Raw genomic sequence first — 26,850 nt, 5'->3', positions numbered from 1 at the left:
AAGGAGGATGAACGGATGGAACGACACTTTTTTGAACGGTCTCCGGTTGAAGTCGGTCCAGACTTCTTAGGAACACAGATCACAGTCGATGAGGTGACGATGCGGATCGTCGAGGTCGAAGCCTATCTCGGTCCTCACGATCAAGCAGCGCATTCGTTTTCCGGAAAACCAACGAAACGGACGGCACCGATGTTCGGTCCACCGGGGCATCTCTATGTGTATTTCACATATGGTATGCATCACTGCATGAATATCGTTTGTGGACATGAAGGGGAAGGATACGGACTGTTGCTACGAGGTGCGGAAATCATCAGTGGGCACGACCTCGTCGCGGAACGTCGTTTTGGTTGTTCCTACGCAGAGTTGACAGCGGTGCAACGACGTAATCTCGTCAATGGACCAGCGAAACTGTGCCAAGGATTCGGTCTCACGACAGCGGATTCAGGTCAGGATCTCTATCAAACCCGTTTCCGACTTGTTGCTGACCCGGTCGATGCGATCGTCCAGACGACACGGATCGGTATTCCGAACGCAGGAGAAGCGACAGCCTATCCATGGCGGTTTTATGTAGAGGCGAGTGAAGGGGTCAGTAAACGTTAAAAAATGGACGCTCCGATAAGGAGACGTCCATTTTTTATTTAGGATTGTTGATTGATTTTTTCGACTGCTGTTTTTTATAGAATTTATAGACGATTGGACCAACCGTCGTTACGAGCGTCATTAATGTTCTGAGTTTACCGCGTTTTGCTGCCATTGATTCATTCACTCCTCTGATTTGTTGTACTAATCATATTCCACGAAAACAACGTCTTAAAACCTCATCGGCACATCAAGTGGTTTTCTATCTACCTTGGTCGGGTCATAGTATAAGTAGAAGGGAGTCGATCAATATGGGAGCAGTCGTTTGGTATCGTCATGATTTACGTGTCGATGATCATGAGGCACTTCGGAGTGCCTGTGAAGAACATGACGTCATTCGTGCCGTATACGTTAAAGACCAAAAGAAACGCGATTTTAAAAGAGGTACACAACAAGCACGGTTCGAACAAGAGACATTAGAGAGCCTAGCAGATCATCTGTCTCAAATCGGGATTGCGTTAGATATAGTAGAAGGGGAGATAAATGAGACACTCGATTCTTATCTCCAAGCGGATGATACCGTCTATTTCCATAAGATGACCGGCACAGAAGAAGTGGCAAGTGAACAGTATATCGAAGACAAGTATGCCGTCCGTTCTTTTGAGACACAGACATTACATCGACGGGAAGATATCGGAAGTGATGAATTAAAGCGTGTCTTTACGGCATTTCGAAAACGTGTCGAGGCGAAAGGGACCTTCTACGATCCACTCGATCCACCAACCGGTATTCAGTTAGTAAAAGAAGAATCGGTCGAAGCGAATCCCGAAATCGCGTTCCCGTTCCGTGGTGGAGAGTCAGCAGGAAGAGCGCGCCTTCAGGAATACCTTTCTGAGCCTGTATTCACCTATAAAGAAACACGGAATGGGTTCTTACGAAATGATTCTTCGAAGCTGTCTGCCTGGCTAGCGAACGGGTCACTCTCACCGCGTCGCGTCATGGCTGAATTGCAGGAAGCCGAGCGAAAAAAAGGAGCGAATGAATCGACGTACTGGTTGTATTTCGAACTGTTATGGCGTGACTTCTTCCATTTGACGATGCGTGAGACAGGAAGCCGTCTGTTCCGTGCGAGTGGATTACAAGAAGGTCAATACACGTGGAAGGCGGACCAGCTAGCTGTCGAACGTTGGATAGAAGGAAAGACCGGTGTGCCGTTCGTCGATGCTTTCATGAACGAGATTCGCGAGACGGGATGGATGTCGAATCGCGGCAGGCAGATCGTTGCCAGTTATCTGATTCATGAATTAAAGCAGGACTGGCGTATCGGAGCGCGATATTTCGAACAGCAGTTGATCGACTATGATGTCGCTTCGAACTATGGCAACTGGGCGTTCATCGCGGGTGTCGGAAATGCAACACGCACACCACGATTCGATCCCGCATTCCAACAACAACGATATGATCCGAAGCAACAGTTCACGAAACGTTGGACCTGAAAAAAGCATCTTTTTCTGGAGTGGGAAGTAGTTGCATTTCAGAGGGGAGGATGCTATATTAAATGCATCAGATGGGGTTCCTGAATTGTACGAGAGCCGCCTTTTATCTTTGAGCCACTCTTTTTTGATAGGGAGTTTGACGTTCCAACTAGTAGTACATGCCTCGTAACACAGCAGGAGGACGTACGAATAGGAATCGGATAAGACACCCACCTGCACAGCAGGTTCAAAAATAAGGTATCGACACGGCACTTCGGGTCCCATCGTCTTATTATTTTGTTGTTTGACACGTCGCATGACGTTTTTTTTTATGATATAATTCCGAGTAAAACAGTATGAGTATTGTGAGGTTATGAGATGTTACATCAATTTTCGCGTAATGAACTAGCAATCGGTAAAACTGGACTTGACGCATTGGCATCCAAGTCCGTCGCTATTCTGGGTATCGGTGGTGTTGGATCGTTCTCAGCAGAAGCACTTGCCCGCAGTGGTGTAGGTCGTTTAATTCTCGTCGATAAAGACGATATTGACATCACGAACGTCAACCGACAAATCCATGCTTTGCTTCCGACGGTTGGTCAACCGAAGGTCGATGCGATGGCAGAACGTCTTGCGTTAATCAATCCGGATCTTGAAATCGTTCGCTTGAAGATGTTCTACAATGAAGAAACATTCGAGTCGTTCTTCGAACAGCAGCCGGATTATGTCATCGATGCATCGGACACGGTATCGTTCAAGATTCACTTGATTCAGGAATGTAAGAAACGCAACATCCCGATCATCTCAAGCATGGGGATGGCGAACAAGATGGATCCGACACGCATCAAGATCGTTGACATCAAAGATACAAGTTATGATCCGTTAGCGAAGGTCATTCGGACGAAACTTCGGAAAGCCGGCATCCATAAAGGTGTTCCTGTCGTCTTCTCCGATGAACCGCCCGTTAAGATCATCGAAGAAGTCCGTCAAGTCGTCGGAAACGATGCGGCTGCAATTCGTAAGGCAAAGATGCCGCCAAGTTCAAATGCGTTCGTTCCATCAGTTGGTGGATTGATCGCAGCGAGCTACGTCATCAACGAGATTGTCCGTGAAGCCGGCGTGACGATCGAACGCGTTCGTTAAAAAAAGCGACCTTATGGTCGCTTTTTCTGATGTGTGGCTGTTTGTTTGTTCCAAAAATCAAGTCGAGCTTGCAGTTGTTTCTCAAAACCGCGTGGGCTCGGACGATAAAAGACCGGTTTTGTCCGGGCAAGGTTCTCGGGCCAGTAATTCTGTGGCACATAGGCATGTTCGAAGTCGTGCGGATACTGATAGGTGACGCCATTTCCAAGTGCTGCTGCCCCTGGATGATGGGCATCGCGCAAGTGCGGCGGTACCGGACCACCGTCTGAACGACGGACGAGTGTCAATGCTTGATCGATCGCTGAGATGACAGCATTCGATTTCGGTGCCGTCGCGAGATATAAGACGGTTTCAGCGAGCGGAATCCTTGCTTCAGGGAAACCGACGTACTCGCACGCGCGTGCACAGGCATCGACCATCAATAACGCTTGCGGATCAGACAGACCGATGTCTTCTGCCGCATGGACGTAGAGACGCCGTACGATGAAGCGCGGACTTTCGCCCGCTTCAATCATGACAGCGAGCCAGTAGAGCGCAGCGTCGGGATCGGAACCCCGAATCGATTTGATGAAGGCGGAGATGACATCATAATGCCGATCGCCGTCCTTATCGTACTTCAATGCTTTTTGTTGAATCGATTCCTCGGCGACAGCGAGATCGATCGTGATCTGACCATCGATTTCCGGTGTCGTTAAGACGGCGAGTTCAAGCGCATTCAACAATGCCCGGTAATCGCCATCCGACAACTTGACGTAATGATCGATCGCGTCATCCGTGATCGTGATCGGATATTTGCCAAGACCACGCTCTTCGTCTTTTAGGGTCCGGTCGAGGACAATCCGTAAGTCATCTGCCGTCGGGGGTTCGAAACGAAAAACCGTTGCCCGCGACAGGAGAGCGGCATTGACCTCAAAACTCGGATTTTCAGTCGTCGCCCCGATCAACGTGATCGTACCTGCTTCAAGCGCCGGAAGTAGGGCGTCTTGTTGCATCTTATTGAATCGATGGATCTCATCGAGAAAGAGAATCGTTTTTTGATCCTCGAACTGAAGACGGGCTTCGGCCGCTTTTAGAATTTCCCGTAATTGTTCCAGTTTCGCTGTGACCGCGTTCAATTGCTCGAACGCTGATTTCGTATAACTAGAGATGACACGCGCGAGCGTCGTCTTACCGGTTCCGGGTGGACCGTAAAAAATGACGGTTCCGAGACGATCGGCTAAGATGGCACGCCGCAGGAGCGTCGTCTCTCCAATCAGATGGCGTTGTCCGACGATTTCATCCAGATTCTGCGGACGCATTCGATTCGCGAGCGGTCCGGCAGGTGACTGGGATTCAAATAAATGTGCCATACACATACGCTCCTTCCACTTTTAGCTACTACTATACTAGAAAGGATGATCCTTCGCATGATGAAAATCTCGACGAAAGGACGATATGGTCTGACGATCATGATCGCACTCGCGAAAGAAGCTGAATCTAAACCATTATCCCTAAAAAAATCGCGCAGATGTATGACTTATCTGAGCATTATCTTGAACAGTTGATTGCCCCCCTTCGTAATGGAGGTCTCGTCAAAAGTGTCCGTGGTGCTTACGGCGGGTATAAGCTCGGTCGTGAAGCGCAAAACATCACAGCGGGTGAAATCATCCGTCTGCTTGAAGGACCACTCGTGGTCGTCGAAGGCGATGCGTGTGACGAGGTCACGAAGCGCAAACTTTGGGATAAAATCCAGCAAGCAGTCGATCAAGTACTCGATTCAACAACGCTACAAGACTTAGCGGAAGAAGATACAGGATACATGTTCTATATTTGAGAGGTGAAAACGAATGAATTACTTTGACCATTCGGCGACGACGCCGATGCGTCCGGAAGTCCTTGAGGCGATGACGCCTTATTTGCTCGAACAGTACGGCAACCCATCAAGTGTCCACGCGGCTGGTCGGTCTGCTCGTGCAGCAATTGACAAAGCACGCCGGCAGATCGCACAAGAATTGAACGCGAAACCAACCGAACTGATTTTTACGAGTGGTGGAACGGAATCGGATAATTATGCGATTTTCGGTGCGGCTGAGGCGGCGCGTGAAAAAGGGCGTCATCTCATTACGACACGGTTTGAGCACCATGCTGTATTGCATGCGTTCGAAGAACTCGAAAAACAAGGCTATGACGTCACGTATCTCGATGTTCCAGATACAGGCGTCGTCTCAATGGCTACCTTGCAAGAAGCGGTACGGGAAGATACGACACTCGTCTCGATCATGTTCGGCAACAATGAAGTTGGAACGATTCAGCCGATTGCGGCATTCGGTCAATTTTTACGAGAACGCGGTATTTTGTTCCATACGGACGCGGTGCAAGTGTTCGGAAAACAAGCAATCGATGTCGAAGCGTTACAGGTCGATCTCTTATCCGCGTCTGGTCATAAAATCAATGGTCCAAAAGGAATCGGATTGTTGTATGTACGGACTGGTGTGAAGTTAGCGCCTCAAACGTTCGGAGGAGAACAGGAACGCAAGCGTCGTGCTGGTACAGAGAACGTACCGGGAATCGTCGGTTTAGCGAAAGCGCTCGAACTGATGGTAGCAGAGCGTGATCAACAACAGGACCACATCAAACAACTGCGTAGCATTTTGCTAACGCGTTTGGATGAAAGTGGCGTCACTTACGAAGTCAATGGTGTGGAAGGATTACCGAATGTCCTCAATCTTTACTTCCCGCAGATTGAGATCGAACCGTTCTTGATCATGCTCGATATGCGTCAGATGGCCGTATCGAGCGGGAGTGCATGTACGGCAGGATCCGTCGAACCTTCGCATGTCTTATCGGCGATGTATGGCGAAGATGAACGAACACGGGCATCGGTCCGGATCAGTTTTGGTCACGGAAATGAGGTCACGCAAGTCGAACTACTCGCACAAGCCTTGCAAGATGTCGTAAAATCGTTTCAGAATTAACTAAGAGGTGAAGTAAATGAATACACGAGCGAAAGCCCCGAGTGAAACGACAGTCGTCGTTGGGATGTCGGGCGGTGTCGATTCTTCTGTGACGGCTCATTTATTAAAAGAGCAAGGCTATAACGTCATCGGGATCTTCATGAAAAACTGGGATGACACGGATGAAAACGGCTTTTGTACGGCGACGGAAGATTATGAAGACGTCATCGCCGTAGCCAACCAAATCGGCATTCCGTATTATGCGGTCAATTTCGAGAAAGAGTACTGGGATAAAGTCTTCACGTACTTCCTCGATGAATATAAACTCGGTCGGACACCGAATCCGGACGTCATGTGTAACAAGGAAATCAAGTTCAAAGCCTTCCTCGATCACGCGATGCGTCTTGGTGCCGATTTCGTCGCGACAGGACACTATGCGCGTGCCGTCTATGAGGACGGAGAACACAAATTGCTTCGAGGCGTGGATACGAACAAGGATCAAACGTATTTCTTGAATCAATTGTCGCAAGAGCAAATCGCGAAGGCGATGTTCCCAATCGGTCATATGGAAAAATCAGAAGTGCGCCGGATCGCAGAAGAAGCGAACCTCGCAACGGCGAAGAAAAAAGATTCAACAGGCATTTGCTTCATTGGGGAGCGGAACTTCAAACAGTTCCTCGGTCAATATCTACCGGCGCAACCCGGTGAGATGCGGACGCTTGACGGCAACGTCATGGGACGTCACGATGGATTGATGTACTATACGATGGGGCAACGTCATGGACTCGGTATCGGTGGCGACGGAGAGCCTTGGTTCGTCGTCGGGAAAAATTTAGAGGAGAACATCCTCTATGTCGATCAAGGATTCCATAACGAATTGTTGTATTCGGAAGGATTACTTGCTTCAGATGTCAGCTGGACATCTGAGCGTCCGGTCGGTGAGACATTCCGTTGTACGGCGAAATTTCGTTACCGTCAACAAGATACAGCCGTCACGGTTCGTGTCCTCGAAGATGGACTCGATGTTTCATTTGATGAGCGTCAACGAGCAATCACACCAGGACAAGCAGTCGTGTTCTATGATGGGGATATCTGTCTTGGTGGTGCGACGATCGATGCAGCCTATAAAGCAGGCGAACGCCTCGCTTATCTAGCGTAAGGAGCAAAAGAAGATGAACTATAATGAAGTAGGATTCCGGCATCTAGAAGCTGGAAATTATGAATTAGCAGCGCAAGCGTTTAACGACGCGATCGAAGAAAATCCAAAAGATCCGACAGCGTACGTCAATCTTGGAACATTACTCCAATCGATGAACGACGCTGATCGTGCCCTTCGTTTTTATGACCGGGCACTGATGATCGATAATACGTTTGCGAGTGCCTATTATGCAAAAGGGGCGCTGTTCTTTGCTGCCGATCAACTCGTCGAAGCAGAGGAATCATTGCGGGCAGCGTTATTATATGGACTTGACGACGCGGATCTCCATTTCATGCTTGGGATGACGTATCAAAAACTCGGTGATCCAGTCCGCGGGTTGCCCCGTTTACAGCGTGCGTCAGAACTAAACGGTGTCGATATCGAGATCGCATTCCAATACGGACTTGCCTTAGCGCAAAACGAGAAGTTGGAAGAAGCGGTCGAGATGTTCGAGCACGTCTTGATGCTTGACGAAACGCATACAGATGCACGATACAATTATGCGATTGCCCTTGCTTTCCTTGGTCAACAGGAAGCCTGTTATGCAGAACTCGAAGCCGTTCTTGCCTACCAGCCGGAACACGCCCTTGCGCGGGACGCGAAAGCGAAGATGGATGCGTTATTAAAACAAGCAGACTGATATAAAAAAGACGATTCCGCCTGGAGTCGTCTTTTTTATGCTATTTAATTCCCAACTTCACGGATGACACGAAGTGGTGGACCGGAAAAGTCTTCATAGGCTTCATCCATGTTTTTCGTGTACAGTTCGATGACGTTATTTTCCGTATCCTTGAAATAAGCAGAATGCTCTTTTTGATTCGAGGTCTCCTGTTCGTCCCATTCTCTGAGCTTTACGGTGATCGATGCTTCCCGCAATTGATTCAAGGCTTGCTGGAACTCGTCCTTCTCAACGTAAAAAGCACAGTGGACATGGACACCACCTTCATCGTACAACGTGTCCCATTCGGACACTGGTAAGTGTTTGACGGTCCGTTCTTCCATCGTAAAGTCCCGTTTCAGCCACAGACCGAGTCGAGTGTTACCGCCAATGTAGAGCCACGTTGCCCAAACCCCGTCTTGCTTAGATTGTTCTTTGCTCGGTTCAGCGTCCTCAGGAGCCCATTGCTCGACGACTGGAATGCCTAGTGTCCCATTCCAAAAGCCGACCGCACGATCCATATCCTCGACTTCAAGTACTAATTCACACAATCCTGCAATCGGTAAACGTGCCATCCTTAAACTCCTCCTCTTAACGAAATGTTTCAGGGTATCTTTCCCTGATTTAAAATCCGGTAAACGAATGCTATGATGAAAGCAGCGAATGAAAAAGAGAGAAAGAAGGTGGAGTGATGGAGCACCCCCATCAAGTCGTCGGGCGCGTCAAACGTGTGCTCTTTTCTTCTGAAGAAGAAGCACACTCCATTGTATTGGTCGCCGTCAAAGAAAAGAACTTTGAACTGAAAGAAACCGAGCTCGTCATCACGGGTACAGGAGTTGGAATCGAACTCGGAGGAACGTATCAAGCATTCGGTCGTCTCGTTGATCACCCCCGATTCGGAAAACAACTGAAGGCGGAGCTGATTCGTCGATCGGTTCCGATGACAAAACATGCGACGATCCGCTTCTTGACGAATGGTTCGTTCACCGGCATTGGTCCGAAGACAGCGAAAAATATCGTCGATGCTCTCGGAGAAGAGGCAGTGGATCTCATTTTGAAGGATGAACGGGTACTGAATCAGGTGCCTGGGTTAAAACAAAAACAAGCTGACATCATATTGAGTCGACTCGCCACGTTATACGGTGTCGATCAGTTAATGCTGTTTCTAGCGCCATTTGATGTCACACCGAAGCTAGCGGCAAAGATTTATGCTGCTTACGAAGGGGACGCCATGGCGCGAATACGAGAGAATCCATATTCCTTGATGTATGAAGTGAATGGGATTGGTTTTAAGACAGCCGATCATATTGCATCACATCTTGGACTTGTCGGATTACACCCGGAGCGCGTCGCTGCTTCGATCATGCACATATTAGAACAAGAAGCAGGAGAGGGACATGCCTTTGCGACAGTCGACTCGCTATTGCAACGGGCGCCCCGGTTGCTTGGTGAAGACCCAGGGGAACGGCTAGAACAAGCGATTGAACTGTTGCTCGCTGAAGATAAGGTCAAGCTCGAAGAAGGCTGTCTGTATTTACCGACGATCTTTTATGCGGAAGTTCGGGCGGCGAAGGAACTCGCGCGTGTCATGGCGAACGGTGCCGAACAGGAAGTCGATGTCGCGACGATCCTTGAAGCAATCGGGCACCTCGAAGAACAGTTTGGCATGGAATATGCGGCGCAACAGCGGGAAGCGATCGAGTTAGCGGTCAAAGCACCGTTAATGGTTCTGACAGGTGGACCCGGTACCGGTAAGACGACCGTCATCAAGGGAATTTTACATGCCCTCCAAGAAATTCATGATTGGCCGCTTGAGAAAAGTCGCGTCAAGACGGGGGATGTCTATCCGTACGTTCTTGTCGCACCGACCGGACGCGCCGCTAAACGTCTATCGGAAGCAACGGACGTCCCAGCGATGACGATTCATCGTCTATTGAAGTATGACGGAACGAACTTTCAGCTGAATGAAGATCAGCCGATCACGGGAAAAGTACTGATCATCGATGAGTCGTCGATGATTGATATCTACTTGTTATCAAGTCTGCTCCGTGCTGTGCCGAACGGCATGAAAATCTTATTCGTCGGTGACCGCGATCAGTTACCATCCGTCGGTCCAGGGCAGGTGCTGGCAGATTTGATGGATACGGAAGGGATTCCCGTCGTTCGTTTGAACGTCGTCCATCGCCAAGCGGAAGATTCTTCGATTTTACGGCTCGCGCACGATTTGAAGAACCGGACGACGTCAGCTGATTTGTTATCACCACTTGCGGATCGTCGCTTTTACACCGCGTCTCCGCAAGAGACGTTACGCGGCATCTCAGCCTTCGCGGAAAAAGCACTTGCAAAAGGGTATTCGAAATTCGATGTTCAGGTTCTGGCACCGACTTACCGTGGTCAGGTCGGAATCGACGAACTGAATGTCGCCTTGCAACGCGTCTACAATCCGGAGGAACCAAAGAAACGCGAAGTCAAACAAGGGACGCGGATTTACCGGACCGGGGATAAGATTCTTCAGCTCGTCAACAATGCGGAAGAGAACGTCTATAACGGAGATATCGGCGAAATCGTCAATATTTTCTTCGCCAAAGAAAACGTCGACAAGGTGGATAAGATCATCGCCCGCTTCGACCAGACGGAAGTCGAGTACAACCGAAGTGACTGGGATCAATTCACGCATGCCTACGCGATTACGATTCACAAGGCACAAGGGTCCGAGTTTCCGATCGTCTTGATGCCGGTCTATTTCACGGGGGCATTCAAGCATTCCCGAAACTTGATTTATACGGCGGTCACCCGTGCGAAGTCGAGTTTATTATTGTTCGGCGACCCACGAGCGTTTCATAAAGCGTCACAAGAAGAAGAGCCTCGGCGCCGAACACGATTGATTGAACGACTCGGTGGTGTGACAAAGACTTGACGGATGCTGTGCGATAGGTAATAATCACGATAGATGAATGGACGTAACACGTTGATGGAAGATAAGTAAAAGGAAAACTCGAGTCCAGAGAGAAGTGAGTCTGCTGCAATCACTTTCTCGAGTTCCTTTGAAGCTCCTTCCGGAGTCGGGTGTAAACACCTGCGGGTCATCCCCGTTATCAGATGTTCGAGGTAAGCAATGGATTGCTTACGAACGAGGGTGGTACCACGGAAGCGATGCTTTCGTCCCTTTTCAGGGATGAAGGCATCGCTTTTTTGCGTCCAAATAAAACCAATGGGGGTAACTGTTCATGAAAGCTCTAAAACCATTAACGGGTGCACAAATCCGTCAGATGTATCTTGATTTCTTCCAAAGCAAAGGGCATGCGATCGAACCGAGTGCTTCACTCGTACCGGTCGAGGATCCATCGCTCTTGTGGATCAACTCAGGGGTTGCGACACTCAAGAAGTATTTTGATGGTCGTGTCATTCCTGATAATCCACGTATCGTCAACGCACAAAAATCAATCCGGACGAACGATATCGAAAACGTCGGGAAAACAGCACGTCACCATACGTTCTTCGAGATGCTCGGAAACTTCTCTGTCGGTGATTACTTCCGTGAAGATGCGATCAAATGGGGCTGGGAACTCTTGACGAGTGATGACTGGTACGGTCTTGACCCGGAACGTCTCTCGGTCACGATTCACCCGGAAGATGACGCAGCGCGTCAAATCTGGCTTGAACTCGGCGTACCGGCTGAACGGATCATTCCACTTGAAGATAACTTCTGGGAAATCGGTGAAGGTCCATCTGGTCCGAACACGGAAATCTTCTTCGACCGTGGACCTGCTTTTGGAGACGATCCGAACGATTCAGAACTCTATCCAGGTGGCGAAAACGAACGCTATCTCGAGATCTGGAATATCGTCTTCAGTCAGTATAACCACGATGGACACGGCAACTACACGGAACTTCCACGTAAAAACATCGATACAGGAATGGGACTTGAACGGATGGCATGTGTCATGCAGGACGTGCCGACGAACTTCGATACGGATCTGTTCATGCCGATCATTCACAAAACAGAAGAGATCAGCGGTAAAATCTACCGTGATGATTCGAAACTCGATGTAGCATTCAAAGTCATCGCAGATCACATCCGTACCGTATCATTCGCGATCGGTGATGGTGCGCTTCCTTCGAATGAAGGACGCGGATATGTCCTTCGTCGTTTACTACGCCGTGCGGTTCGTTATGCGAAGATGCTTGGAATCGAGCGTCCGTTCATGTATGAACTCGTCGATACGGTCGGGAATGTCATGGTCGACTTCTACCCACAAGTTCCAGAAAAAGCAGACTTCATCAAGCGTGTCATCAAAAACGAAGAAGAACGTTTCCACGAGACACTGCATGACGGTCTTGCAATCTTGAACACAGTCGCTCAGACGTCTAAGGCAAACGGTGAGCATGTCATCAGTGGTGAAGATGCGTTCCGTCTGTATGACACGTATGGTTTCCCACTCGAATTGACAGTCGAGTATGCGGAAGATCATCAGATGTCTGTTGATGAAGAAGGTTTCAAACTAGCGATGGATGCACAACGTCAGCGGGCACGTGCAGCGCGTGAAGAGAGTGGTTCGATGCAACAGCAATCGGAAGTCCTCTCGACGCTAAAAGATAAAAGTACGTTCGTCGGCTATACCGACCTTAAGGCGGATGCGAAAATCATCGCTTTAGTGCATGATGGAGAACGAGTCACAGAAGTCGCTGCTGGTGAAGAAGCACAAGTCATTCTCGACATCACACCGTTCTACGCTGAAAGTGGTGGTGAAGTCGCGGATACAGGAACAATCGAAGGCAAAGACTTCGTTCTTGATGTCAAAGATGTTCAAAAAGCACCAAACGGTCAAAACTTGCATACGGTCATCGTTCGTACAGGGATCGCAACGGAAGCGGCAGACGTCGTTGCAACAGTCGAAGCAGCAGAGCGTAAAGCCGTCACGAAAAACCATACGGCAACACACTTGCTTCATAAAGCATTGAAAGATACGCTCGGAACACACGTCAACCAAGCGGGATCACTCGTTTCTCCAGATCGTCTTCGTTTCGACTTCTCACACTTCGGTGCAGTGACACAAGAAGAGTTGACGAAGATTGAACAAGACGTCAACCAAGCAATCTGGGCATCACTACCGGTTGATATCGAAGAGATGAACATCGCCGATGCAAAAGCAAAAGGCGCAATGGCATTGTTCGGTGAGAAATACGGTGAAACGGTCCGTGTCGTCTCAGCAGGCACATACTCAATCGAGTTGTGTGGCGGTATCCACGTCGGGAACACAGCAGAAATCGGCTTGTTCAAGATCGTTTCAGAGTCGGGTATCGGTGCAGGTACACGCCGAATCGAAGCGGTAACGGGTGCAGGCGCGTATCGTGTCATGAATCAACACTTGGAAACACTCGAACAAGCAGCAGCTGTCTTGAAGACGAAGACGACAGAAGTTCCTGTTCGCATCGAAGCACTGCAACAACAGCTCCGTGAGACGGAACGGGCGAATGAATCGTTGCAAGCAAAACTCGCGAACATCGAAGCTGCTTCGCTCAAGGACGATGTTGAGGAAATCAACGGTGTGCGTGTGCTTGCGAAACGTGTCGACGTCTCAGATATGGACGCCCTTCGCGGTATGATGGACGAGTTGAAGAGTTCACTTGGATCAGCAATCATCGTTCTCGGAAGTGCGCAAGGTGAGAAAGTCAATCTCGTCGCAAGCGTCTCAAAAGATTTAATCGACCAAGGCTATCATGCTGGTAAATTGATCAAGGAAGTCGCAACACGCTGCGGTGGTGGCGGTGGCGGTCGCCCTGACATGGCTCAAGCTGGCGGAAAAGATGCGTCGAAATTAGAAGAAGCACTCGCGTACGCTTCACAATACGTGCAATCACTGGCATAATAGAAACGTAGTGTATATGAAAGAGGTGATGAACGTGAGTCAGATGGATCAAACGATGAAATTCAACTTTCCGGAAGACGATAACAAAGCAGCGACACGTGATGTGTTGTTGACGGTCTATCATGCTTTAGAAGAAAAAGGATATCATCCGATCAACCAAATCGTCGGCTATCTCCTTTCAGGAGATCCTGCTTACATTCCTCGTCATAATGACGCACGTAATTTAATTCGTAAGATTGAACGCGACGAATTGCTCGAAGAACTCGTGAAATCTTATTTGGCGGAGAGTGGAAATTCAAAATGAAACGTGCAATGGGACTAGATGTCGGTTCGAAGACGATCGGGGTAGCGGTCAGTGACTTGATGGGCTGGACGGCGCAAGGCGTCGAGACGGTCAAGTGGACGGAACCGGATTACCCAGAAGCCTTCAAACGGCTCGATGTCATCATGAAGACATACAATGTCGAAATCCTAGTCATTGGTCTTCCGAAAAACATGAACGGTTCCATCGGTCCCCGCGCAGAAGCAAGTGAAGCTTTTGCGAAGGAAATCGAACAGCATACCGGGCTTGAAGTCGTCTTCATGGATGAACGGTTGACGACGATGCAAGCAGAACGGATGCTGATCGATGCCGATGTCAGCCGTAAAAAGCGTAAACAAGTCATCGATAAGATGGCTGCCGTCATGATCCTGCAATCGTACTTGGATCGGACGAACCGATGAAGGGGGAGAAACCGATGGCTGAAGAAAAACGTCAGTATCTCTTTCCAGATGAAGAGGGCGGCGAACATCTTTTCGAAGAATGGTACCGTTACTCGAGTGAACGTACAGGAAAAACCTATCTGTTTCTTGAAATGATCGGTAACCCTGACGAAGGAGCAGATGATCTGATCATCTGTGAGATCGATGAATATGGAGAAGGCGAAGATGATTTCGAATTGAGCCTGATCGATGAAAATGATGAGCAAACTTGGGATGAACTCGAGCTTGCGTTAAAGGAGCGGATCACTGATGCAACAGAATGAACCAACACGTTACGTAATTCCGGACGGCGAAGGAAATGATTTCGAATTCGTAGAACGTCTGCGTTATGAAAGCCCACGTTCGAGCAAGACATACATCTTCCTCGAGCCAATCGGAGCAGACTATGACGAAGCAGAAGAAGTCGACATCTTCGTTTACGAACTCGACGAATACGGTGATGGAGATAACGACTTCAACCTCGTACCAATCGATGAAGACGATACAGCGACTTGGGATGAAATCGAAGAAGTCTTTAACACGCTCGAAGACCAGTTAGACTAACCCGACTCATGACAGGTGACGTCGTAAGAGACTTTCTCTTACGATGTCACCTTGTTTTAAGAGAAGAAGGAGGAACCGATGGAGAACGAATGGAAGCAAAATGCTGAAATCGAAAAAAGGCGACGCCGGACATCACGCCGGATTACGCTAATCATCCTTTCTGTATTGTTGACGATTTTTCTAGTTGCCAGTGCGGTCGTCTATGTCTTTTTGAAAAATGCGCTTGAACCAGTCGATGAAACAGCGACGAAATCCGTCAAAGTCGAAATTCCTTTAGGAGCAGGGACGAGTTCGATTGCTTCTTTACTAAAGGAAAAAGACTTGATTGCAAACGAGACGATTTTCCGTTACTACGTCCGTTACAAGAATGAATCGTCATTCCAGGCGGGTACGTATACACTGTCACAAGCCATGTCCCCGGATGAAATCATCAATGAATTAAAGACGGGAACGGTCATGAAGGCAGCGGATGTGAAAATCACGTTACCTGAAGGCATCACGATGGATCGTCAAATTGCTTTGATCGCGAAAGCAACGAACTTCAAGGAAGAGACGGTCCGTGAAGAATTGACGGATGCGACATTCATCGACAGCATGATTGAAAAATATCCGATGTTGACGGATGAAGTGAAGAAGAATGGTGTCTTGTATGCACTTGAAGGGTACCTCTTCCCAGCAACATATGAATTTGATAAAGGAAAAAGCATTGATCAAATCGTCGAGACGATGCTCGATGAAACAGAAAAAGTCTACGATGAGAATGAGGATGCCATTCAAAAATCAGGCATGACCTTCCATGAAGTACTCAGTCTCGGTTCCATGGTCGAGCGTGAAGCGGCGACACCAGATGATCGTCGTGAAATCGCTGGTGTCTTCAAAAATCGATTGGATGACGGCATGAAGTTACAGTCGGATCCAACGGTTTGGTATGGCACAGGTGAAAATACGGCCTTAACGACGCTGAAGGATCTCGAGAATAATTCGAAGTACAATACGTATAAGTACGAAGGCATTCCGATCGGTCCGATTTCAACGGTCAGTAAAGATTCGGTACTTGCCGTGTTAAATCCGAATAAAACAAAATATGTCTATTTCTTCGCTCGTCCACCAAGTGATAAACATCCACGCGGACAGATTCTATACGAAGAGACATATGAAGAACATCAACGAAACGTCGTTAAGTATAAGCCGGAATGGGTGGAATACGAAGCGAGTAAAGAGCAATGAGCAACGGGTTGGGTTGAAGCGGGAAGTTCGCTTCAAGTCAACCTGTTTATGCGGAAGAGGGAGTGAATGGCGTGAATGATTTCACGACCTATGTCGAATCAATGATTCATCCTCGAGATGCTCTGTTAGAAGAAATGGAGCGTTATGCGGAAGAACATCATATACCAATCATCGAACTGACAGGTTCCGAGGTCTTGTTATCGCTCCTGCGATTACAACAACCGAAGCGCATTCTAGAAGTCGGAACTGCAATCGGATATAGTGCGATTCGGATGGCGCGTGCGCTACCGGATGCGCGTATTACGACGATTGAACGAAATGCGAAGCGGTATGAAGAAGCAAAAACCTTCATCGCCCGGTCAGATGTGGCGGACCGGATTGACATCATTTTTGGTGATGCAGTAGAATTAGCCGAAACGCTTGAAGACCAGTTCGATGCGGTCTTCATTGATGCAGCTAAAGGACAGTATAAAAAATTCTTTGCAGGATATGGGCGACTCATTCCTGAGGGCGGCGTGCTCTATACGGATAATCTCTTCTTACACGGAGATGTCCTCGAGTCCGATCCGAAGACATTCGATCGAAGAAGACGTCGACTCGTGCGTCTCGTCAAGGAATTCACGGTCTGGATGATGGAACAAGAACAATACGATACGACGATTTTTCCGCTCGGTGACGGTGTATCCGTCAGTCGGAAAAAGTCGAAATGATGGAGGAACGAATGACATGCAAAAACCGGTAGTAATTGGTGTAGCGGGCGGAACGGGTTCAGGGAAGACGACGGTGGCACGTTCACTCGTCGATGCGTTCCCAAGTGAATCAATCGTCATGATTGAGCAGGACGCGTATTATAAAGATCAAAGTGATTTATCAATGGAGGAGCGGTATCAGACAAACTATGATCACCCGTTCGCTTTTGATAATGGTCTGTTGATCGAGCACATTCAGTCGCTCCGTGAAAACATTGCCGTTGAAAAACCGGTATATGATTATGTCGCCCACACACGGGCACAAGAAACGATTCGTCTCGAACCACGCGATGTCATCATCGTAGAAGGAATTTTAGCGCTTGAAGACGAACGGTTACGGGAACTAATGGATATCAAGGTGTTCGTCGATACGGATGCGGACGTTCGCATTCTGCGTCGGATGCAACGCGATATCAACGAACGTGGACGTTCAATCGACTCAGTCGTTGAGCAGTACACGAACGTCGTTCGTCCGATGCATCTGCAGTTCTGTGAACCAACAAAACGGTATGCGGACATCATCGTACCGGAAGGCGGCGAGAATCATGTCGCGATCGATTTACTCGTGACGAAGATTCGAGCGATTCTTGATTATCGTTCAGCACTCGATCAAAGAGGATATTGATTCCAAAAAAGATGTGAATATACTATACTAGTGGAATAAAAAGGAGCGTGACAAAAATGGCAGAAAAGCAATACTACATGACGCTTGAAGGTAAAGCGAACATTGAAAATGAATTGAATGAATTGAAGTCAGTCCGCCGGAAAGAAGTCGTCGAGAACATCAAGATCGCCCGTTCGTTCGGTGACCTTTCAGAGAACGCAGAGTACGATTCAGCAAAAGAAGAGCAAGCGATGGTCGAAGGCCGGATCGCTCAACTTGAAGAGATGCTTCGTAATGTTGCCATCATCTCAGAAGAAGAGAAGGATATCTCGGTCGTCAGTATCGGAACGACAGTCACTTTCTTAAGTGTCGAAGATAACGAAGAAGATACGTACACGATCGTCGGTAGTGCCGAAGCAGATCCGTTCACGGGTAAAATCTCGAACGAATCACCAATCGCGAAAAGTTTAATGGGGCACCAAGTCGGAGATCAAGTCTCTGTACCAGCACCAGGCGGCGAATACGCAGTAAAAATTACATCGATCAAATAAAGAACACAGGAGCCGGAGCAATCCGGCTTTCTGTTTGATGGAGGAATGAATTATGCCAATCGCAATCATCGGCGCAATGGAAGAGGAAGTCAACTTATTGCGTAATGAGTTATCAGAACGTAAAGATACAGTCATCGCAAACTATCATTTTTATGAAGGGCTCTTGAATAGCGTTCCTGTCGTCATCTTGAAGTCAGGAATCGGGAAAGTGAACGCTGCGATCGGGACGACATTATTGCTGGACCACTACAAACCAAGTGCTGTCATCAATACAGGCTCAGCAGGCGGATTCAAGGAAGGGTTAACGGTCGGGGATGTCGTCGTCTCAACAGAAGTGCGACATCACGACGTCGACGTGACGGCATTTGGATACGAATATGGACAGGTACCTGGAATGCCAGCTGCCTATCAAGCAGATCCGAAGCTTGTTGCGACAGCAGAAGCCGTCATCGAGCGGATGGATGCAATTCGCGTCGTTCATGGATTGATTGCGACAGGTGATTCGTTCATCCACGATTCAGAGCGCTCTGCTCAAATCAAGGCGCACTTCCCAGAAGTCGCAGCCGTCGAGATGGAAGCAGCACCAATCGCACAAGTCTGTCATCAGTTCGGTGTTCCGTTCGTCGTAACGCGTTCGATTTCAGATAGCGCCAATGAAGAAGCGTCACTCTCGTTTGATGAGTTCCTCGAGATTGCGTCAATCAATTCCGCTAAAATGGTCATGGAAGTCGTACGGACGTTAGCAGAATGAGGTATGGGGAAGGGCACGGGAGACCATGCTCTTCCTTTTTTCTTTGACAAAAGCATTTTAACGCTTTATATTAGTACCAGATACTAATAACAAAAGGGGATGCCTTATGAAGATCGGGATTGTAGGATTAGGAACGTCTTTGCCGTCACGCCGCGTGACGAACGATGAATTAGCAACGACGCTCGATACGAGCGATGAATGGATTCGGACACGGACAGGAATCGGGGCACGACGGATTGCAGCCGATGATGTGGATGTCACTGACTTAGCGACAGAAGCTGCTCAGAAAGCGCTTGATGATGCTGGATTGACAGTAGAGGACATCGGGTTGATTGTCGTCGGAACGGCAACAGGACGGGCGTTTCCATCTACTGCCTGTATCGTTCAAGAGCGTCTTGGAGCACGAGGAGCGACTGCATTCGATATTAGTGCGGCATGTAGTGGTTTCATCTTTGCATTACAAACAGCTGCTAGCATGTTAGCAACAGTCGAAGGAAAACATGCGCTCGTCATCGGTGCTGAAAAAATGTCGAGTATCGTCGACTGGTCAGACCGGTCAACTGCCATCTTATTTGGAGACGGTGCAGGGGCAGTCGTCATCGGACCAACTGAGCAAGCGGGTCTTAATGCCTTTGAACTTGGAACAGATGGACGCGGAGCACATTTATTATTTAAGGACATCGATGGACCGATCGAAATGAATGGTCGTGAAGTCTTTAAGTTCGCTGTTCGCAAATTACCGGAAATCGTTGAAAAAGTCATTCAAAAAGCGGATAGTACGCTCGAAGACATCGATATCTTGATCCCGCATCAAGCAAACCTGCGAATTATCGATGCAGCGTGCGAACGGCTGCATATACCGCAAGAGAAAGTCATCGTCACCATCGATGAGCATGCGAATACATCGGCTGCTTCAATCCCACTTGCACTCGAAGAAGCACGTCAACAAGGACGCCTGACACCTGGTACGAAGCTCGTACTTGCTGGATTCGGTGCCGGATTGACTTGGGGAGCAGCATACATTACTTGGACTAAAGGAGAGAACACATAAGATGATGAGAAAACGCGTTGTAGTCACAGGAATCGGAGCACTGACACCAATCGGGAACGATGCCAATACATTCTGGGAAGCATTAAAAGAAGGAACGAACGGGATTCGACCGATGGAGCGTCTCGATATCGATGAATATCCAACGAAGGTCACTGGCGAATTGCAGAACTTCGACGTGACAGAATTCATCGAGGCGAAAGAAGCACGCAAGATGGACCGCTTCGTTCATTACTCACTTGTCGCAAGCATGGAAGCTGTAAAAGATGCTGGAATTGATATCAAGTCGATTGCTGAACGTGCAGGTGTCTGGATTGGATCAGGAATCGGTGGCGTTGAGACAATCGAGAAACAAGCAAAAATTTACTTCGAGCGTGGACACCGTCGTGTCAGCCCGTTCTTCATTCCGATGATGATTCCGAACATGGCAAGCGGTCAGGTATCGATCTATACCGGAGCCAAGGGACCGAATAACTGTTCCGTCACTGCATGTGCTTCAGGAACGAATGCCATCGGGGAAGCACTTCGTGTCATCGAACGGGGCGATGCAGATGTCATGATCGCTGGTGGAGCGGAAGCACCAATCACGAACTTAGCGTTTGCTGGTTTTTGTTCCAACAAAGCGATGTCAACGAATCACGATCCTGAGACAGCAAGCCGTCCGTTTGACGAAGGACGTGATGGATTCGTCATGGGAGAAGGGGCAGGCATCTTGATTCTTGAAGAGTACGAGCATGCGGTCGCACGTGGCGCAAAAATCTATGCTGAAGTCAGTGGGTATGGATTAACAGCTGACGCCTACCACATCACAGCTCCAGATCCAGATGGAGACGGTGGAGCGCGTGCGATGGCAATGGCAATCCAAGATGCGGGTATCGCACCAGAAGCAGTCGGATACATCAATGCACACGGAACGAGCACACCGATGAACGACATTCTTGAAACAAAAGCAATCCACAGTGTTTTCGGTGAACAGGCAAAACAACTCGTCGTCAACTCGACGAAATCGATGATTGGTCACTTACTTGGTGGCGCTGGTGGCGTCGAGGCGATTGCGACGATCAAATCGTTACAAGAACAAACCGTTCACCCGACGATTCATCTCAAACAGCCGAGTGAAGGCTGCGATCTTGATTACGTGACGGAAGGTGCACGGAGCGTCGAATTGAATTACGCCCTGAGCAACTCGCTCGGGTTCGGTGGACACAACGCATCACTCGTCTTCAAACGTTACGAAGCTTAAGCTTAAGCGATTCCCTTGGAAAAACGAGGGGGTCGCTTTTTTGCTGATTTTCTGATTCAATAGAGAAATGCGTGTTTGACGCAGAAAGGAGTCGTTTATGACTAACATCACAAGAAAAACATCAATCATGATACTGATCCTATTTTTATTGATTGGTCTTAGTGGTACGCTCATATACCGTCTATCATCATCTCAAAAAACGAAAACAGATCAGGAGTCACAAGCAGTGAAGGTTGAATTAATTGAATCATCACTTCCGAAGACATCCGATATTGCGTTAGCGACGGATAGTCGTTCTCAGACACTGTTAGCACAACTGTATGAAGGGTTATACGTCTTTACTTCTGGGACATCCGTCCGTAGAGGATTAGCACAGGATATGTCAGTCTCAAAGGATCGTCTGACGTATACGATTCAACTCAAACAAACGAAAAATGCGCAGGGTCAGCCGATCACGGCACAAGACTTTGTCGATAGTTTCCGACGTGTCGCAGCTAATAAAACGAATTCTCCTTATGGTTTTTTATTTGAAGTGTTTGAAAATGGACGTGCCGTCAATGACGGAAAAATGAAGCCAGAGCGTTTAGGTGTAAAGGCGAAAGGACGCGACCAACTTGTCATCACGCTGAATCAGCCGGTTTCGAATCTAAAAGAATTACTCGCGATGTCCGTCTTTTATCCACAACCCGAATCTAAGAAGTGGCAAGACCTCACGGGTAATGGTGCGTTTACACTAGAACAGATGTCGAAAAACGGATATACGCTCAAGAAAAACAACCAGTATCATCAACAAAATGTTGTCACAGTCGAGGAAGTGAAAAGTCGCATCATCTCTGATCATCAGACGCAATGGAGTACGTATGAGAACAGTAAAGCAGCGATTCTTCCGTTACAAGAGAGTGTCGAGACACAAGAAGATCAAGTCTCTCGACCAACCTATCAAAAAAAGCGGAGCGGTGTCTTTTATATCGCATTTAATCAAAGAAATGAAGCCTTCCGCGAAAAGACACTCCGAAAACGAATTGCTTACGCCTTGATGGAAAAAGAGTCCGTTCAACTTCCTTTAGGATATGCAGGCATTCCGACGAATCGATTCGTCGTCACAGATACGAATGTATTAATGACAGAACCGGTACAAGTAAAAAAAGAAAATGGTAAACAACAGAAGAAACAACGAATCGAGATGCTGAACTTCGAGGACCCACAGGCGAAGCGGATTGGCCAACAACTTGAGACGTATCTTGAGAGACAGTTGCCTGATATTGATATCGTTCTTAAACCCGTTGCGATTGAAGAGAAGATCGATAAAGAACAGTCGGCTCAGTACGCGATGACGTTAACGGGATGGATGCCGGATTATCCAGGTCCACTTGCATATTTGAATCAGTTCGTCTCAGATAATCCGTTGAATTCCGTAAACTATCAATCCGACACGTACGATCAAATGATCGAAAAAGCACGGCAGGTACGAGATATGAAGAAAAAACAGGCATTGTATCATCAAGCTGAAAGACAGTTGATCAATCAAGATGCCGTCATCGTTCCTTTGTATCAGACGACAGAGAAATTATATGTTTCTGATACTATTCAAGGAATCGAAGTACCGATTTATGGACCGGAATACCTACTTCGCGCAATGAAAATACTAAAATAATCACTGAGCTGGGACCATTTTTTCGTGAGGTCCCAGTCTTTTTTGAAAAAATATTTAGAAAAATCGGATAAAAGGTTTGCAAAATTATCAGAACATTGTAAACTATTTGTAACGAAGGGTTTGATTCGAATATAGTAATTCTTTTTTTTTCGGTCAAAAACCTGACAGTATCATTTTTTAGAAACCTAGGGGGGTCATCGTAACATGAAGAAGAAAAGTTTTGCTTTAGCTACATCGGTAGCTCTCGTATCAAGTGCGTTCCTCGCAGCTTGTTCGACAACGGATTCAGGCGACAAATCGGGCGACACAGGTTCAGACAAAAAATCTAGTGATCAAACACTTAACTTGATCGAAGGTTCGGATATCCCGACACTTAACCCGACGACTTCAACAGACTCGGTTTCATTCAACGTGTTGAACAACACGATGGAAGGTCTTTACCGTCTTGATGACAAACAGCAACCAACGCCAGGTATCGCTGAAAGTCATACAGTCTCAGATGACAAATTAACATACACGTTCAAATTACGTGATGCGAAATGGTCTGACGGTACTCCAATCACAGCTAAAGACTTCGAATATGCATGGAAAGAAGTTCTCAACCCGGAGAACGCTTCACAGTATGCATACGTCTTCTACAACATCGAAGGTGCAGAAGAGTACAATACGAAAAAAGGCGAGCGTGATGCTGTCGGCGTCAAAGCAATCGACGACAAAACGTTTGAAGTTAAGTTAAAAGCACCTGCAGATTACTTCCTCGGACTCACTGGATTCGGTCCATTCATGCCGAAATCAGAAGAACTCTCGAAGAAGATCGGGAAAGACTTCGGTTCGACTGCAGACAAGTCGCTCTATAACGGACCATTCAAATTAACAGAGTGGACACGTGAGCAAGGCTGGAAAATGGTCAAAAACGATAACTACTGGGATAAAGATGCCGTTAAACTTAAAACGATCAACGTTAAGGTCGTTAAAGAGACAGCGACAGGCGTTAACTTGTACGAAAAAGGTGATATCGATCGCACAGGTTTAACATCTGAGTTCGTTGCCCAGTTCAAAGATAATAAAGAATTCAAAACAAAAGGTGAATCAACAATCTTCTACCTCTACCTCAACACGAAGGTAAAAGCGCTTGATAACGAAAAAATCCGTCGCGCAATCGACATGGGTTACGATAAAAAAGGGATCACGGATGTCATCCTCGCAAACGGATCACTTCCAGCGAACTATCTCGTACCAAAAGATTTCGCGAAAGATGCTGACGGAAAAGATTTCCGCGACAAGTACCCTGGATTCAATGAATTCAATGCTGACGAAGCGAAAAAACTTTGGGAAGAGGGTCTCAAAGAAATTGGTCAAAAATCGGTTGATCTTGAGCTCTTGAACTATGATAGCGATGATTCGAAGAAAATCGGTGAGTTCTTGAAAGGTGAACTTGAGAAAAACCTTCCAGGTATGAAGGTCACAATCAAACAACAACCATTCAAAAACAAACTTGATCTTGAAAATAAAGGGGACTTCCAATTCTCGCTCGCGGGCTGGGGACCTGACTACCAAGATCCAATGACGTTCCTCGATCTCTTCTTGACAGACGGACCATACAACCGTGGTAAGTGGTCAAATGAAGAGTACGATAAACTCATCAAAGATGCTCAAACACAAACAGATGCAGCAAAACGCTGGTCTGAATTGCAAGAAGCTGAGAAAATCCTTCTCGACTCTGCAGCGATCTCACCTGTTTATCAGCGTGGACGTGCATTCCTCGTTAAACCATACGTCAAAGGAGTCGTCGAGCATAACTTCGGCGCAGACTTCTCGTACAAATGGGCTTCAATCGAAGGAAAATAAGCAAAATAAAAACTGCTTCCGATTTAATTCGGAAGCAGTTTTTTGTTTGCGGCAATAAAAAAGACCGGAGCATTCCGATCTCTTTTGGAGTAAGACTTATTTTTTTACTTTGGCACGCTTCCGTTGTAGTCCCATTGCCTTCTCGATTTTCGCGAGTTTTTTAGCAGCAACGGCTTCAGCACGGTCTCGTCCAGCGTCGAGAATCTGATCGAGCTCTTCAGAATCAATCAACTCATAGTAGCGTTGTTGAATCGGTTCGAGTTCCGAAATGATCGCTTCCGCGACATCTGCTTTAAATGTTCCGTAGTTCGAACCTTCGTATTTGGTTTCGAGATCTGGAATCGAGATGCCAGCGAGTAGTGAGTAAATCTCAAGCAAATTCGATACACCTGGTTTATTTTCCCGATCGAATTTGACGATCCCTTCTGAGTCCGTGACGGCTGATTTTACTTTTTTACGAATGACTTCTGGTGCGTCAAGCATCGAGATGAAGCCCTTCGGATTCTGATCAGATTTTGACATCTTTTTGTCTGGCGTCGTCAGGCTCATGATTCGTGCTCCTGATTCAGCGATGATTGGTTCTGGTAATGTGAACGTCTCATAGTAACGACTATTAAAACGTTGAGCCAAGTCACGCGTTAACTCAATATGTTGTTTTTGATCATCACCGACTGGAACGAGTTCCGCATCATAGAGTAGGATATCAGCTGCCATGAGTGTCGGATAGACAAACAATCCTGCACCGATTCGGTCTTTTCCTTGTGATTTATCTTTATACTGTGTCATACGCTCTAGTTCACCCATTCCAGAAAGACACGTCAACATCCAGCCGAGTTGTGCATGCGCTTTGACTTCTGATTGAACAAAGATTGTTGATTTTTCTGGATTCAGACCACTTGCGATATAAAGAGCTGCGAGTGCACGTGTATTGTTCATCAGTTCGACACGATCGATATCGACCGTGATCGAGTGCAAGTCAACGACACAATAATACGCATCATGACCATCTTGTAAGTTAACGAAGTGTTTCATCGCACCTAAGTAATTTCCGAGTGTTACTGTTCCCGTTGGTTTGATACCTGAGAAAATCGTTTTCATAATGAAATCCCTCCAAATAATAAAATCAAAATAAAAAACGCCCCTTGAAAATCAAGGGACGATTCATCGCGTTGCCACCCAAGTTGCTATTCGCATAGCCGCTCAATTTGCTGTAATGGGCAAACCCATCTGACTCTACTTGATTCGAATCAGCCACTCGAAAGTCCATTCACGTAGGCATCACCTGTCCATTTCCAGCACCATGGACTCTCTGAGAGGGATGTATCTAAGTTACTACTCTTTGTCGTCGTGTTTTCTTGTTTAATTCACTTAAGTTTACCATACGATAGAAGGTACGTCACGGTGATTTCGATTAAAAGTAAGAGATGATCAGCGATACGATGATGAAGATAATACCACTAGAAACATAGGGTTTCGTTCGGGCAGAAGCCCGATTTTGCTTTTTACGGAGGACTTCTTCCTCTTCGTCATCCTCTTCGTAGTAATCGCCATCAATCTCTCGAAGCTTCGCTTCCCGTTGTTTTTTAAATCCAGCTGTCATTCCACGGAAGAAGCCGTTAGCCGACATGTTGGAAAAGAATCCGATTGCCATAAGCAAAAAGCCTCCAATGAACAACCCACCGGATAGATGGTATAAAATACCGTGCGTCGAATCGATGATAGTCGCCCATATCGTATAAATTAACAACAGAATGACCGCAATGATGACCGGTCGGAAATAGGTCGATCGCATGAAAATCCCCCTTTAATGCATTGATAATCTTAGTATACGAAACTTTTAATCCTGTTACGAATCGGTAACAGACGAATGATGCAAAATAGCAAATAGTGTGACTATTTACTTGACGTTAATGCTATTCTCACATAAAATCAATTTATCACTTCGTTTAAGTTTTTGAAACTAGGTCAATGCATTTTGGGGAATACATTGCAGTTTCGGCGGGACGTTATTGAT

General features: G+C 47.3%; 25 protein-coding genes, 1 other RNA gene, 1 pseudogene and 2 other annotated features. Of the genes and pseudogenes, 23 read left to right on the top strand and 4 right to left on the bottom strand.

The features are described 5' to 3' along the window. Positions 1-15 precede the first annotated feature (15 nt). The 4 genes from AC3B4V_RS06215 to AC3B4V_RS06200 all read left to right on the top strand — a co-directional run bounded on the left by AC3B4V_RS06215 (position 16) and on the right by AC3B4V_RS06200 (position 3,197). Positions 16-600 carry a DNA-3-methyladenine glycosylase gene (locus AC3B4V_RS06215; RefSeq protein WP_214859640.1) on the top strand — a complete coding sequence of 195 codons (585 nt, stop codon included), beginning with the start codon at positions 16-18 and terminating at the stop codon, positions 598-600. A 290-nt stretch (positions 601-890) separates the two neighbouring features. Then, the gene (locus tag AC3B4V_RS06210; protein WP_488377979.1) at positions 891-2,075 is read left to right on the top strand and encodes a DASH family cryptochrome; all 1,185 of its coding nucleotides are present in this window, start codon (positions 891-893) and stop codon (positions 2,073-2,075) included. Between the two features lie 74 nt (positions 2,076-2,149). Continuing rightward, positions 2,150-2,339: non-coding RNA, 6S RNA (gene ssrS / locus AC3B4V_RS06205), on the top strand. Between the two features lie 93 nt (positions 2,340-2,432). After that, positions 2,433-3,197, top strand: a complete 765-nt coding sequence (locus tag AC3B4V_RS06200) for a tRNA threonylcarbamoyladenosine dehydratase (protein ID WP_023468920.1) — start codon at positions 2,433-2,435, stop codon at positions 3,195-3,197. Between the two features lie 11 nt (positions 3,198-3,208). Here the strand turns inward: AC3B4V_RS06200 and AC3B4V_RS06195 are convergent, their stop codons facing one another. Beyond that, positions 3,209-4,546 (bottom strand): replication-associated recombination protein A, encoded by a 1,338-nt coding sequence (locus tag AC3B4V_RS06195; RefSeq protein WP_047393656.1) that lies wholly within the window; start codon positions 4,544-4,546, stop codon positions 3,209-3,211. Between the two features lie 60 nt (positions 4,547-4,606). Here AC3B4V_RS06195 and cymR point away from each other — a divergent pair. The 4 genes and pseudogenes from cymR to AC3B4V_RS06175 all read left to right on the top strand — a co-directional run bounded on the left by cymR (position 4,607) and on the right by AC3B4V_RS06175 (position 7,968). Then, a pseudogene (cymR, locus tag AC3B4V_RS06190) lies at positions 4,607-5,010 on the top strand (cysteine metabolism transcriptional regulator CymR). Positions 5,011-5,023: 13 nt separating this feature from the next. Beyond that, complete coding sequence (locus AC3B4V_RS06185; RefSeq protein ID WP_488377978.1) at positions 5,024-6,151, top strand: cysteine desulfurase family protein; 1,128 nt, start codon at positions 5,024-5,026, stop codon at positions 6,149-6,151. 16 nt (positions 6,152-6,167) lie between these two features. Next, positions 6,168-7,289 (top strand): tRNA 2-thiouridine(34) synthase MnmA, encoded by a 1,122-nt coding sequence (mnmA, locus tag AC3B4V_RS06180; RefSeq protein ID WP_050677584.1) that lies wholly within the window; start codon positions 6,168-6,170, stop codon positions 7,287-7,289. Between the two features lie 13 nt (positions 7,290-7,302). Further along, positions 7,303-7,968 (top strand): tetratricopeptide repeat protein, encoded by a 666-nt coding sequence (locus AC3B4V_RS06175; protein ID WP_023468915.1) that lies wholly within the window; start codon positions 7,303-7,305, stop codon positions 7,966-7,968. Positions 7,969-8,012: 44 nt separating this feature from the next. Here the strand turns inward: AC3B4V_RS06175 and AC3B4V_RS06170 are convergent, their stop codons facing one another. Then, positions 8,013-8,561 carry a VOC family protein gene (locus tag AC3B4V_RS06170; protein ID WP_023468914.1) on the bottom strand — a complete coding sequence of 183 codons (549 nt, stop codon included), beginning with the start codon at positions 8,559-8,561 and terminating at the stop codon, positions 8,013-8,015. 116 nt (positions 8,562-8,677) lie between these two features. On the opposite strand from AC3B4V_RS06170, the gene recD2 reads away from it, so the two are divergent. From recD2 to AC3B4V_RS06095, 15 genes are all read left to right on the top strand, one after another. Then, on the top strand, positions 8,678-10,903 hold the full coding sequence (gene recD2, locus AC3B4V_RS06165; protein ID WP_023468913.1) for an SF1B family DNA helicase RecD2: 2,226 nt from the start codon (positions 8,678-8,680) through the stop codon (positions 10,901-10,903). 42 nt (positions 10,904-10,945) lie between these two features. Beyond that, positions 10,946-11,156 (top strand) — a binding site (T-box leader). A gap of 57 nt (positions 11,157-11,213) precedes the next feature. Beyond that, positions 11,214-13,856 carry an alanine--tRNA ligase gene (gene alaS / locus AC3B4V_RS06160; protein ID WP_290720438.1) on the top strand — a complete coding sequence of 881 codons (2,643 nt, stop codon included), beginning with the start codon at positions 11,214-11,216 and terminating at the stop codon, positions 13,854-13,856. Between the two features lie 34 nt (positions 13,857-13,890). Further along, positions 13,891-14,160, top strand: a complete 270-nt coding sequence (locus tag AC3B4V_RS06155; protein ID WP_029342229.1) for an IreB family regulatory phosphoprotein — start codon at positions 13,891-13,893, stop codon at positions 14,158-14,160. Then, positions 14,157-14,579, top strand: a complete 423-nt coding sequence (gene ruvX / locus AC3B4V_RS06150; protein ID WP_023468910.1) for a Holliday junction resolvase RuvX — start codon at positions 14,157-14,159, stop codon at positions 14,577-14,579. Before AC3B4V_RS06155 ends, ruvX begins: the two co-directional genes overlap by 4 nt. Positions 14,580-14,593: 14 nt before the next feature. Then, positions 14,594-14,881: a DUF1292 domain-containing protein gene (locus AC3B4V_RS06145; protein WP_023468909.1), complete on the top strand. Its 288-nt coding sequence runs from the start codon at positions 14,594-14,596 to the stop codon at positions 14,879-14,881. Then, entirely contained in the window at positions 14,868-15,161 is a 294-nt protein-coding gene (locus AC3B4V_RS06140) for a DUF1292 domain-containing protein (RefSeq protein WP_023468908.1), read from the top strand. Before AC3B4V_RS06145 ends, AC3B4V_RS06140 begins: the two co-directional genes overlap by 14 nt. A 78-nt stretch (positions 15,162-15,239) precedes the next feature. Further along, positions 15,240-16,388 carry an endolytic transglycosylase MltG gene (gene mltG / locus AC3B4V_RS06135; protein WP_488377977.1) on the top strand — a complete coding sequence of 383 codons (1,149 nt, stop codon included), beginning with the start codon at positions 15,240-15,242 and terminating at the stop codon, positions 16,386-16,388. A 71-nt stretch (positions 16,389-16,459) separates the two neighbouring features. Then, a complete protein-coding gene (locus AC3B4V_RS06130) occupies positions 16,460-17,098 on the top strand; it encodes an O-methyltransferase (RefSeq protein WP_023468906.1) in 639 nt (212 codons plus the stop codon). Between the two features lie 16 nt (positions 17,099-17,114). After that, positions 17,115-17,762, top strand: coding sequence for a uridine kinase (gene udk, locus AC3B4V_RS06125; RefSeq protein ID WP_023468905.1), 648 nt, complete (start codon positions 17,115-17,117; stop codon positions 17,760-17,762). Between the two features lie 56 nt (positions 17,763-17,818). Then, complete coding sequence (gene greA, locus AC3B4V_RS06120; RefSeq protein WP_023468904.1) at positions 17,819-18,292, top strand: transcription elongation factor GreA; 474 nt, start codon at positions 17,819-17,821, stop codon at positions 18,290-18,292. A gap of 52 nt (positions 18,293-18,344) precedes the next feature. After that, positions 18,345-19,043: a 5'-methylthioadenosine/S-adenosylhomocysteine nucleosidase gene (gene mtnN / locus AC3B4V_RS06115; protein ID WP_023468903.1), complete on the top strand. Its 699-nt coding sequence runs from the start codon at positions 18,345-18,347 to the stop codon at positions 19,041-19,043. Between the two features lie 106 nt (positions 19,044-19,149). Then, the gene (locus AC3B4V_RS06110) at positions 19,150-20,094 is read left to right on the top strand and encodes a beta-ketoacyl-ACP synthase III (RefSeq protein WP_050677578.1); all 945 of its coding nucleotides are present in this window, start codon (positions 19,150-19,152) and stop codon (positions 20,092-20,094) included. Between the two features lies 1 nt (position 20,095). Then, complete coding sequence (gene fabF, locus AC3B4V_RS06105; protein ID WP_133207561.1) at positions 20,096-21,334, top strand: beta-ketoacyl-ACP synthase II; 1,239 nt, start codon at positions 20,096-20,098, stop codon at positions 21,332-21,334. A 226-nt stretch (positions 21,335-21,560) separates the two neighbouring features. Further along, positions 21,561-22,988, top strand: coding sequence for a peptide ABC transporter substrate-binding protein (locus tag AC3B4V_RS06100; protein WP_488377976.1), 1,428 nt, complete (start codon positions 21,561-21,563; stop codon positions 22,986-22,988). Between the two features lie 204 nt (positions 22,989-23,192). Beyond that, complete coding sequence (locus tag AC3B4V_RS06095) at positions 23,193-24,836, top strand: peptide ABC transporter substrate-binding protein (RefSeq protein WP_488377975.1); 1,644 nt, start codon at positions 23,193-23,195, stop codon at positions 24,834-24,836. Between the two features lie 96 nt (positions 24,837-24,932). Here AC3B4V_RS06095 and trpS read toward each other — a convergent pair whose 3' ends face one another. Continuing rightward, the gene (gene trpS, locus AC3B4V_RS06090) at positions 24,933-25,934 is read right to left on the bottom strand and encodes a tryptophan--tRNA ligase (RefSeq protein ID WP_064299576.1); all 1,002 of its coding nucleotides are present in this window, start codon (positions 25,932-25,934) and stop codon (positions 24,933-24,935) included. 51 nt (positions 25,935-25,985) lie between these two features. Further along, positions 25,986-26,191 (bottom strand) — a binding site (T-box leader). Between the two features lie 56 nt (positions 26,192-26,247). Then, on the bottom strand, positions 26,248-26,628 hold the full coding sequence (locus tag AC3B4V_RS06085; protein WP_064299577.1) for a DUF3899 domain-containing protein: 381 nt from the start codon (positions 26,626-26,628) through the stop codon (positions 26,248-26,250). Positions 26,629-26,850: the final 222 nt, after the last annotated feature.

It is taken from the genome of Exiguobacterium sp. E17S, assembly GCF_057772545.1.
This window is presented reverse-complemented; position numbering and strand designations above follow the sequence as displayed.

Coding starts and splice junctions, on each gene's coding strand:
- AC3B4V_RS06215 (WP_214859640.1), top strand. CDS start 16: ATGGAACGACACTTTTTTGAACGGTCTCCGGTTGAAGTCGGTCCAGAC.
- AC3B4V_RS06210 (WP_488377979.1), top strand. CDS start 891: ATGGGAGCAGTCGTTTGGTATCGTCATGATTTACGTGTCGATGATCAT.
- AC3B4V_RS06200 (WP_023468920.1), top strand. CDS start 2,433: ATGTTACATCAATTTTCGCGTAATGAACTAGCAATCGGTAAAACTGGA.
- AC3B4V_RS06195 (WP_047393656.1), bottom strand. CDS start 4,546: ATGGCACATTTATTTGAATCCCAGTCACCTGCCGGACCGCTCGCGAAT.
- AC3B4V_RS06185 (WP_488377978.1), top strand. CDS start 5,024: ATGAATTACTTTGACCATTCGGCGACGACGCCGATGCGTCCGGAAGTC.
- mnmA (WP_050677584.1), top strand. CDS start 6,168: ATGAATACACGAGCGAAAGCCCCGAGTGAAACGACAGTCGTCGTTGGG.
- AC3B4V_RS06175 (WP_023468915.1), top strand. CDS start 7,303: ATGAACTATAATGAAGTAGGATTCCGGCATCTAGAAGCTGGAAATTAT.
- AC3B4V_RS06170 (WP_023468914.1), bottom strand. CDS start 8,561: ATGGCACGTTTACCGATTGCAGGATTGTGTGAATTAGTACTTGAAGTC.
- recD2 (WP_023468913.1), top strand. CDS start 8,678: ATGGAGCACCCCCATCAAGTCGTCGGGCGCGTCAAACGTGTGCTCTTT.
- alaS (WP_290720438.1), top strand. CDS start 11,214: ATGAAAGCTCTAAAACCATTAACGGGTGCACAAATCCGTCAGATGTAT.
- ruvX (WP_023468910.1), top strand. CDS start 14,157: ATGAAACGTGCAATGGGACTAGATGTCGGTTCGAAGACGATCGGGGTA.
- AC3B4V_RS06145 (WP_023468909.1), top strand. CDS start 14,594: ATGGCTGAAGAAAAACGTCAGTATCTCTTTCCAGATGAAGAGGGCGGC.
- AC3B4V_RS06140 (WP_023468908.1), top strand. CDS start 14,868: ATGCAACAGAATGAACCAACACGTTACGTAATTCCGGACGGCGAAGGA.
- mltG (WP_488377977.1), top strand. CDS start 15,240: ATGGAGAACGAATGGAAGCAAAATGCTGAAATCGAAAAAAGGCGACGC.
- udk (WP_023468905.1), top strand. CDS start 17,115: ATGCAAAAACCGGTAGTAATTGGTGTAGCGGGCGGAACGGGTTCAGGG.
- greA (WP_023468904.1), top strand. CDS start 17,819: ATGGCAGAAAAGCAATACTACATGACGCTTGAAGGTAAAGCGAACATT.
- mtnN (WP_023468903.1), top strand. CDS start 18,345: ATGCCAATCGCAATCATCGGCGCAATGGAAGAGGAAGTCAACTTATTG.
- AC3B4V_RS06110 (WP_050677578.1), top strand. CDS start 19,150: ATGAAGATCGGGATTGTAGGATTAGGAACGTCTTTGCCGTCACGCCGC.
- fabF (WP_133207561.1), top strand. CDS start 20,096: ATGATGAGAAAACGCGTTGTAGTCACAGGAATCGGAGCACTGACACCA.
- AC3B4V_RS06095 (WP_488377975.1), top strand. CDS start 23,193: ATGAAGAAGAAAAGTTTTGCTTTAGCTACATCGGTAGCTCTCGTATCA.
- trpS (WP_064299576.1), bottom strand. CDS start 25,934: ATGAAAACGATTTTCTCAGGTATCAAACCAACGGGAACAGTAACACTC.
- AC3B4V_RS06085 (WP_064299577.1), bottom strand. CDS start 26,628: ATGCGATCGACCTATTTCCGACCGGTCATCATTGCGGTCATTCTGTTG.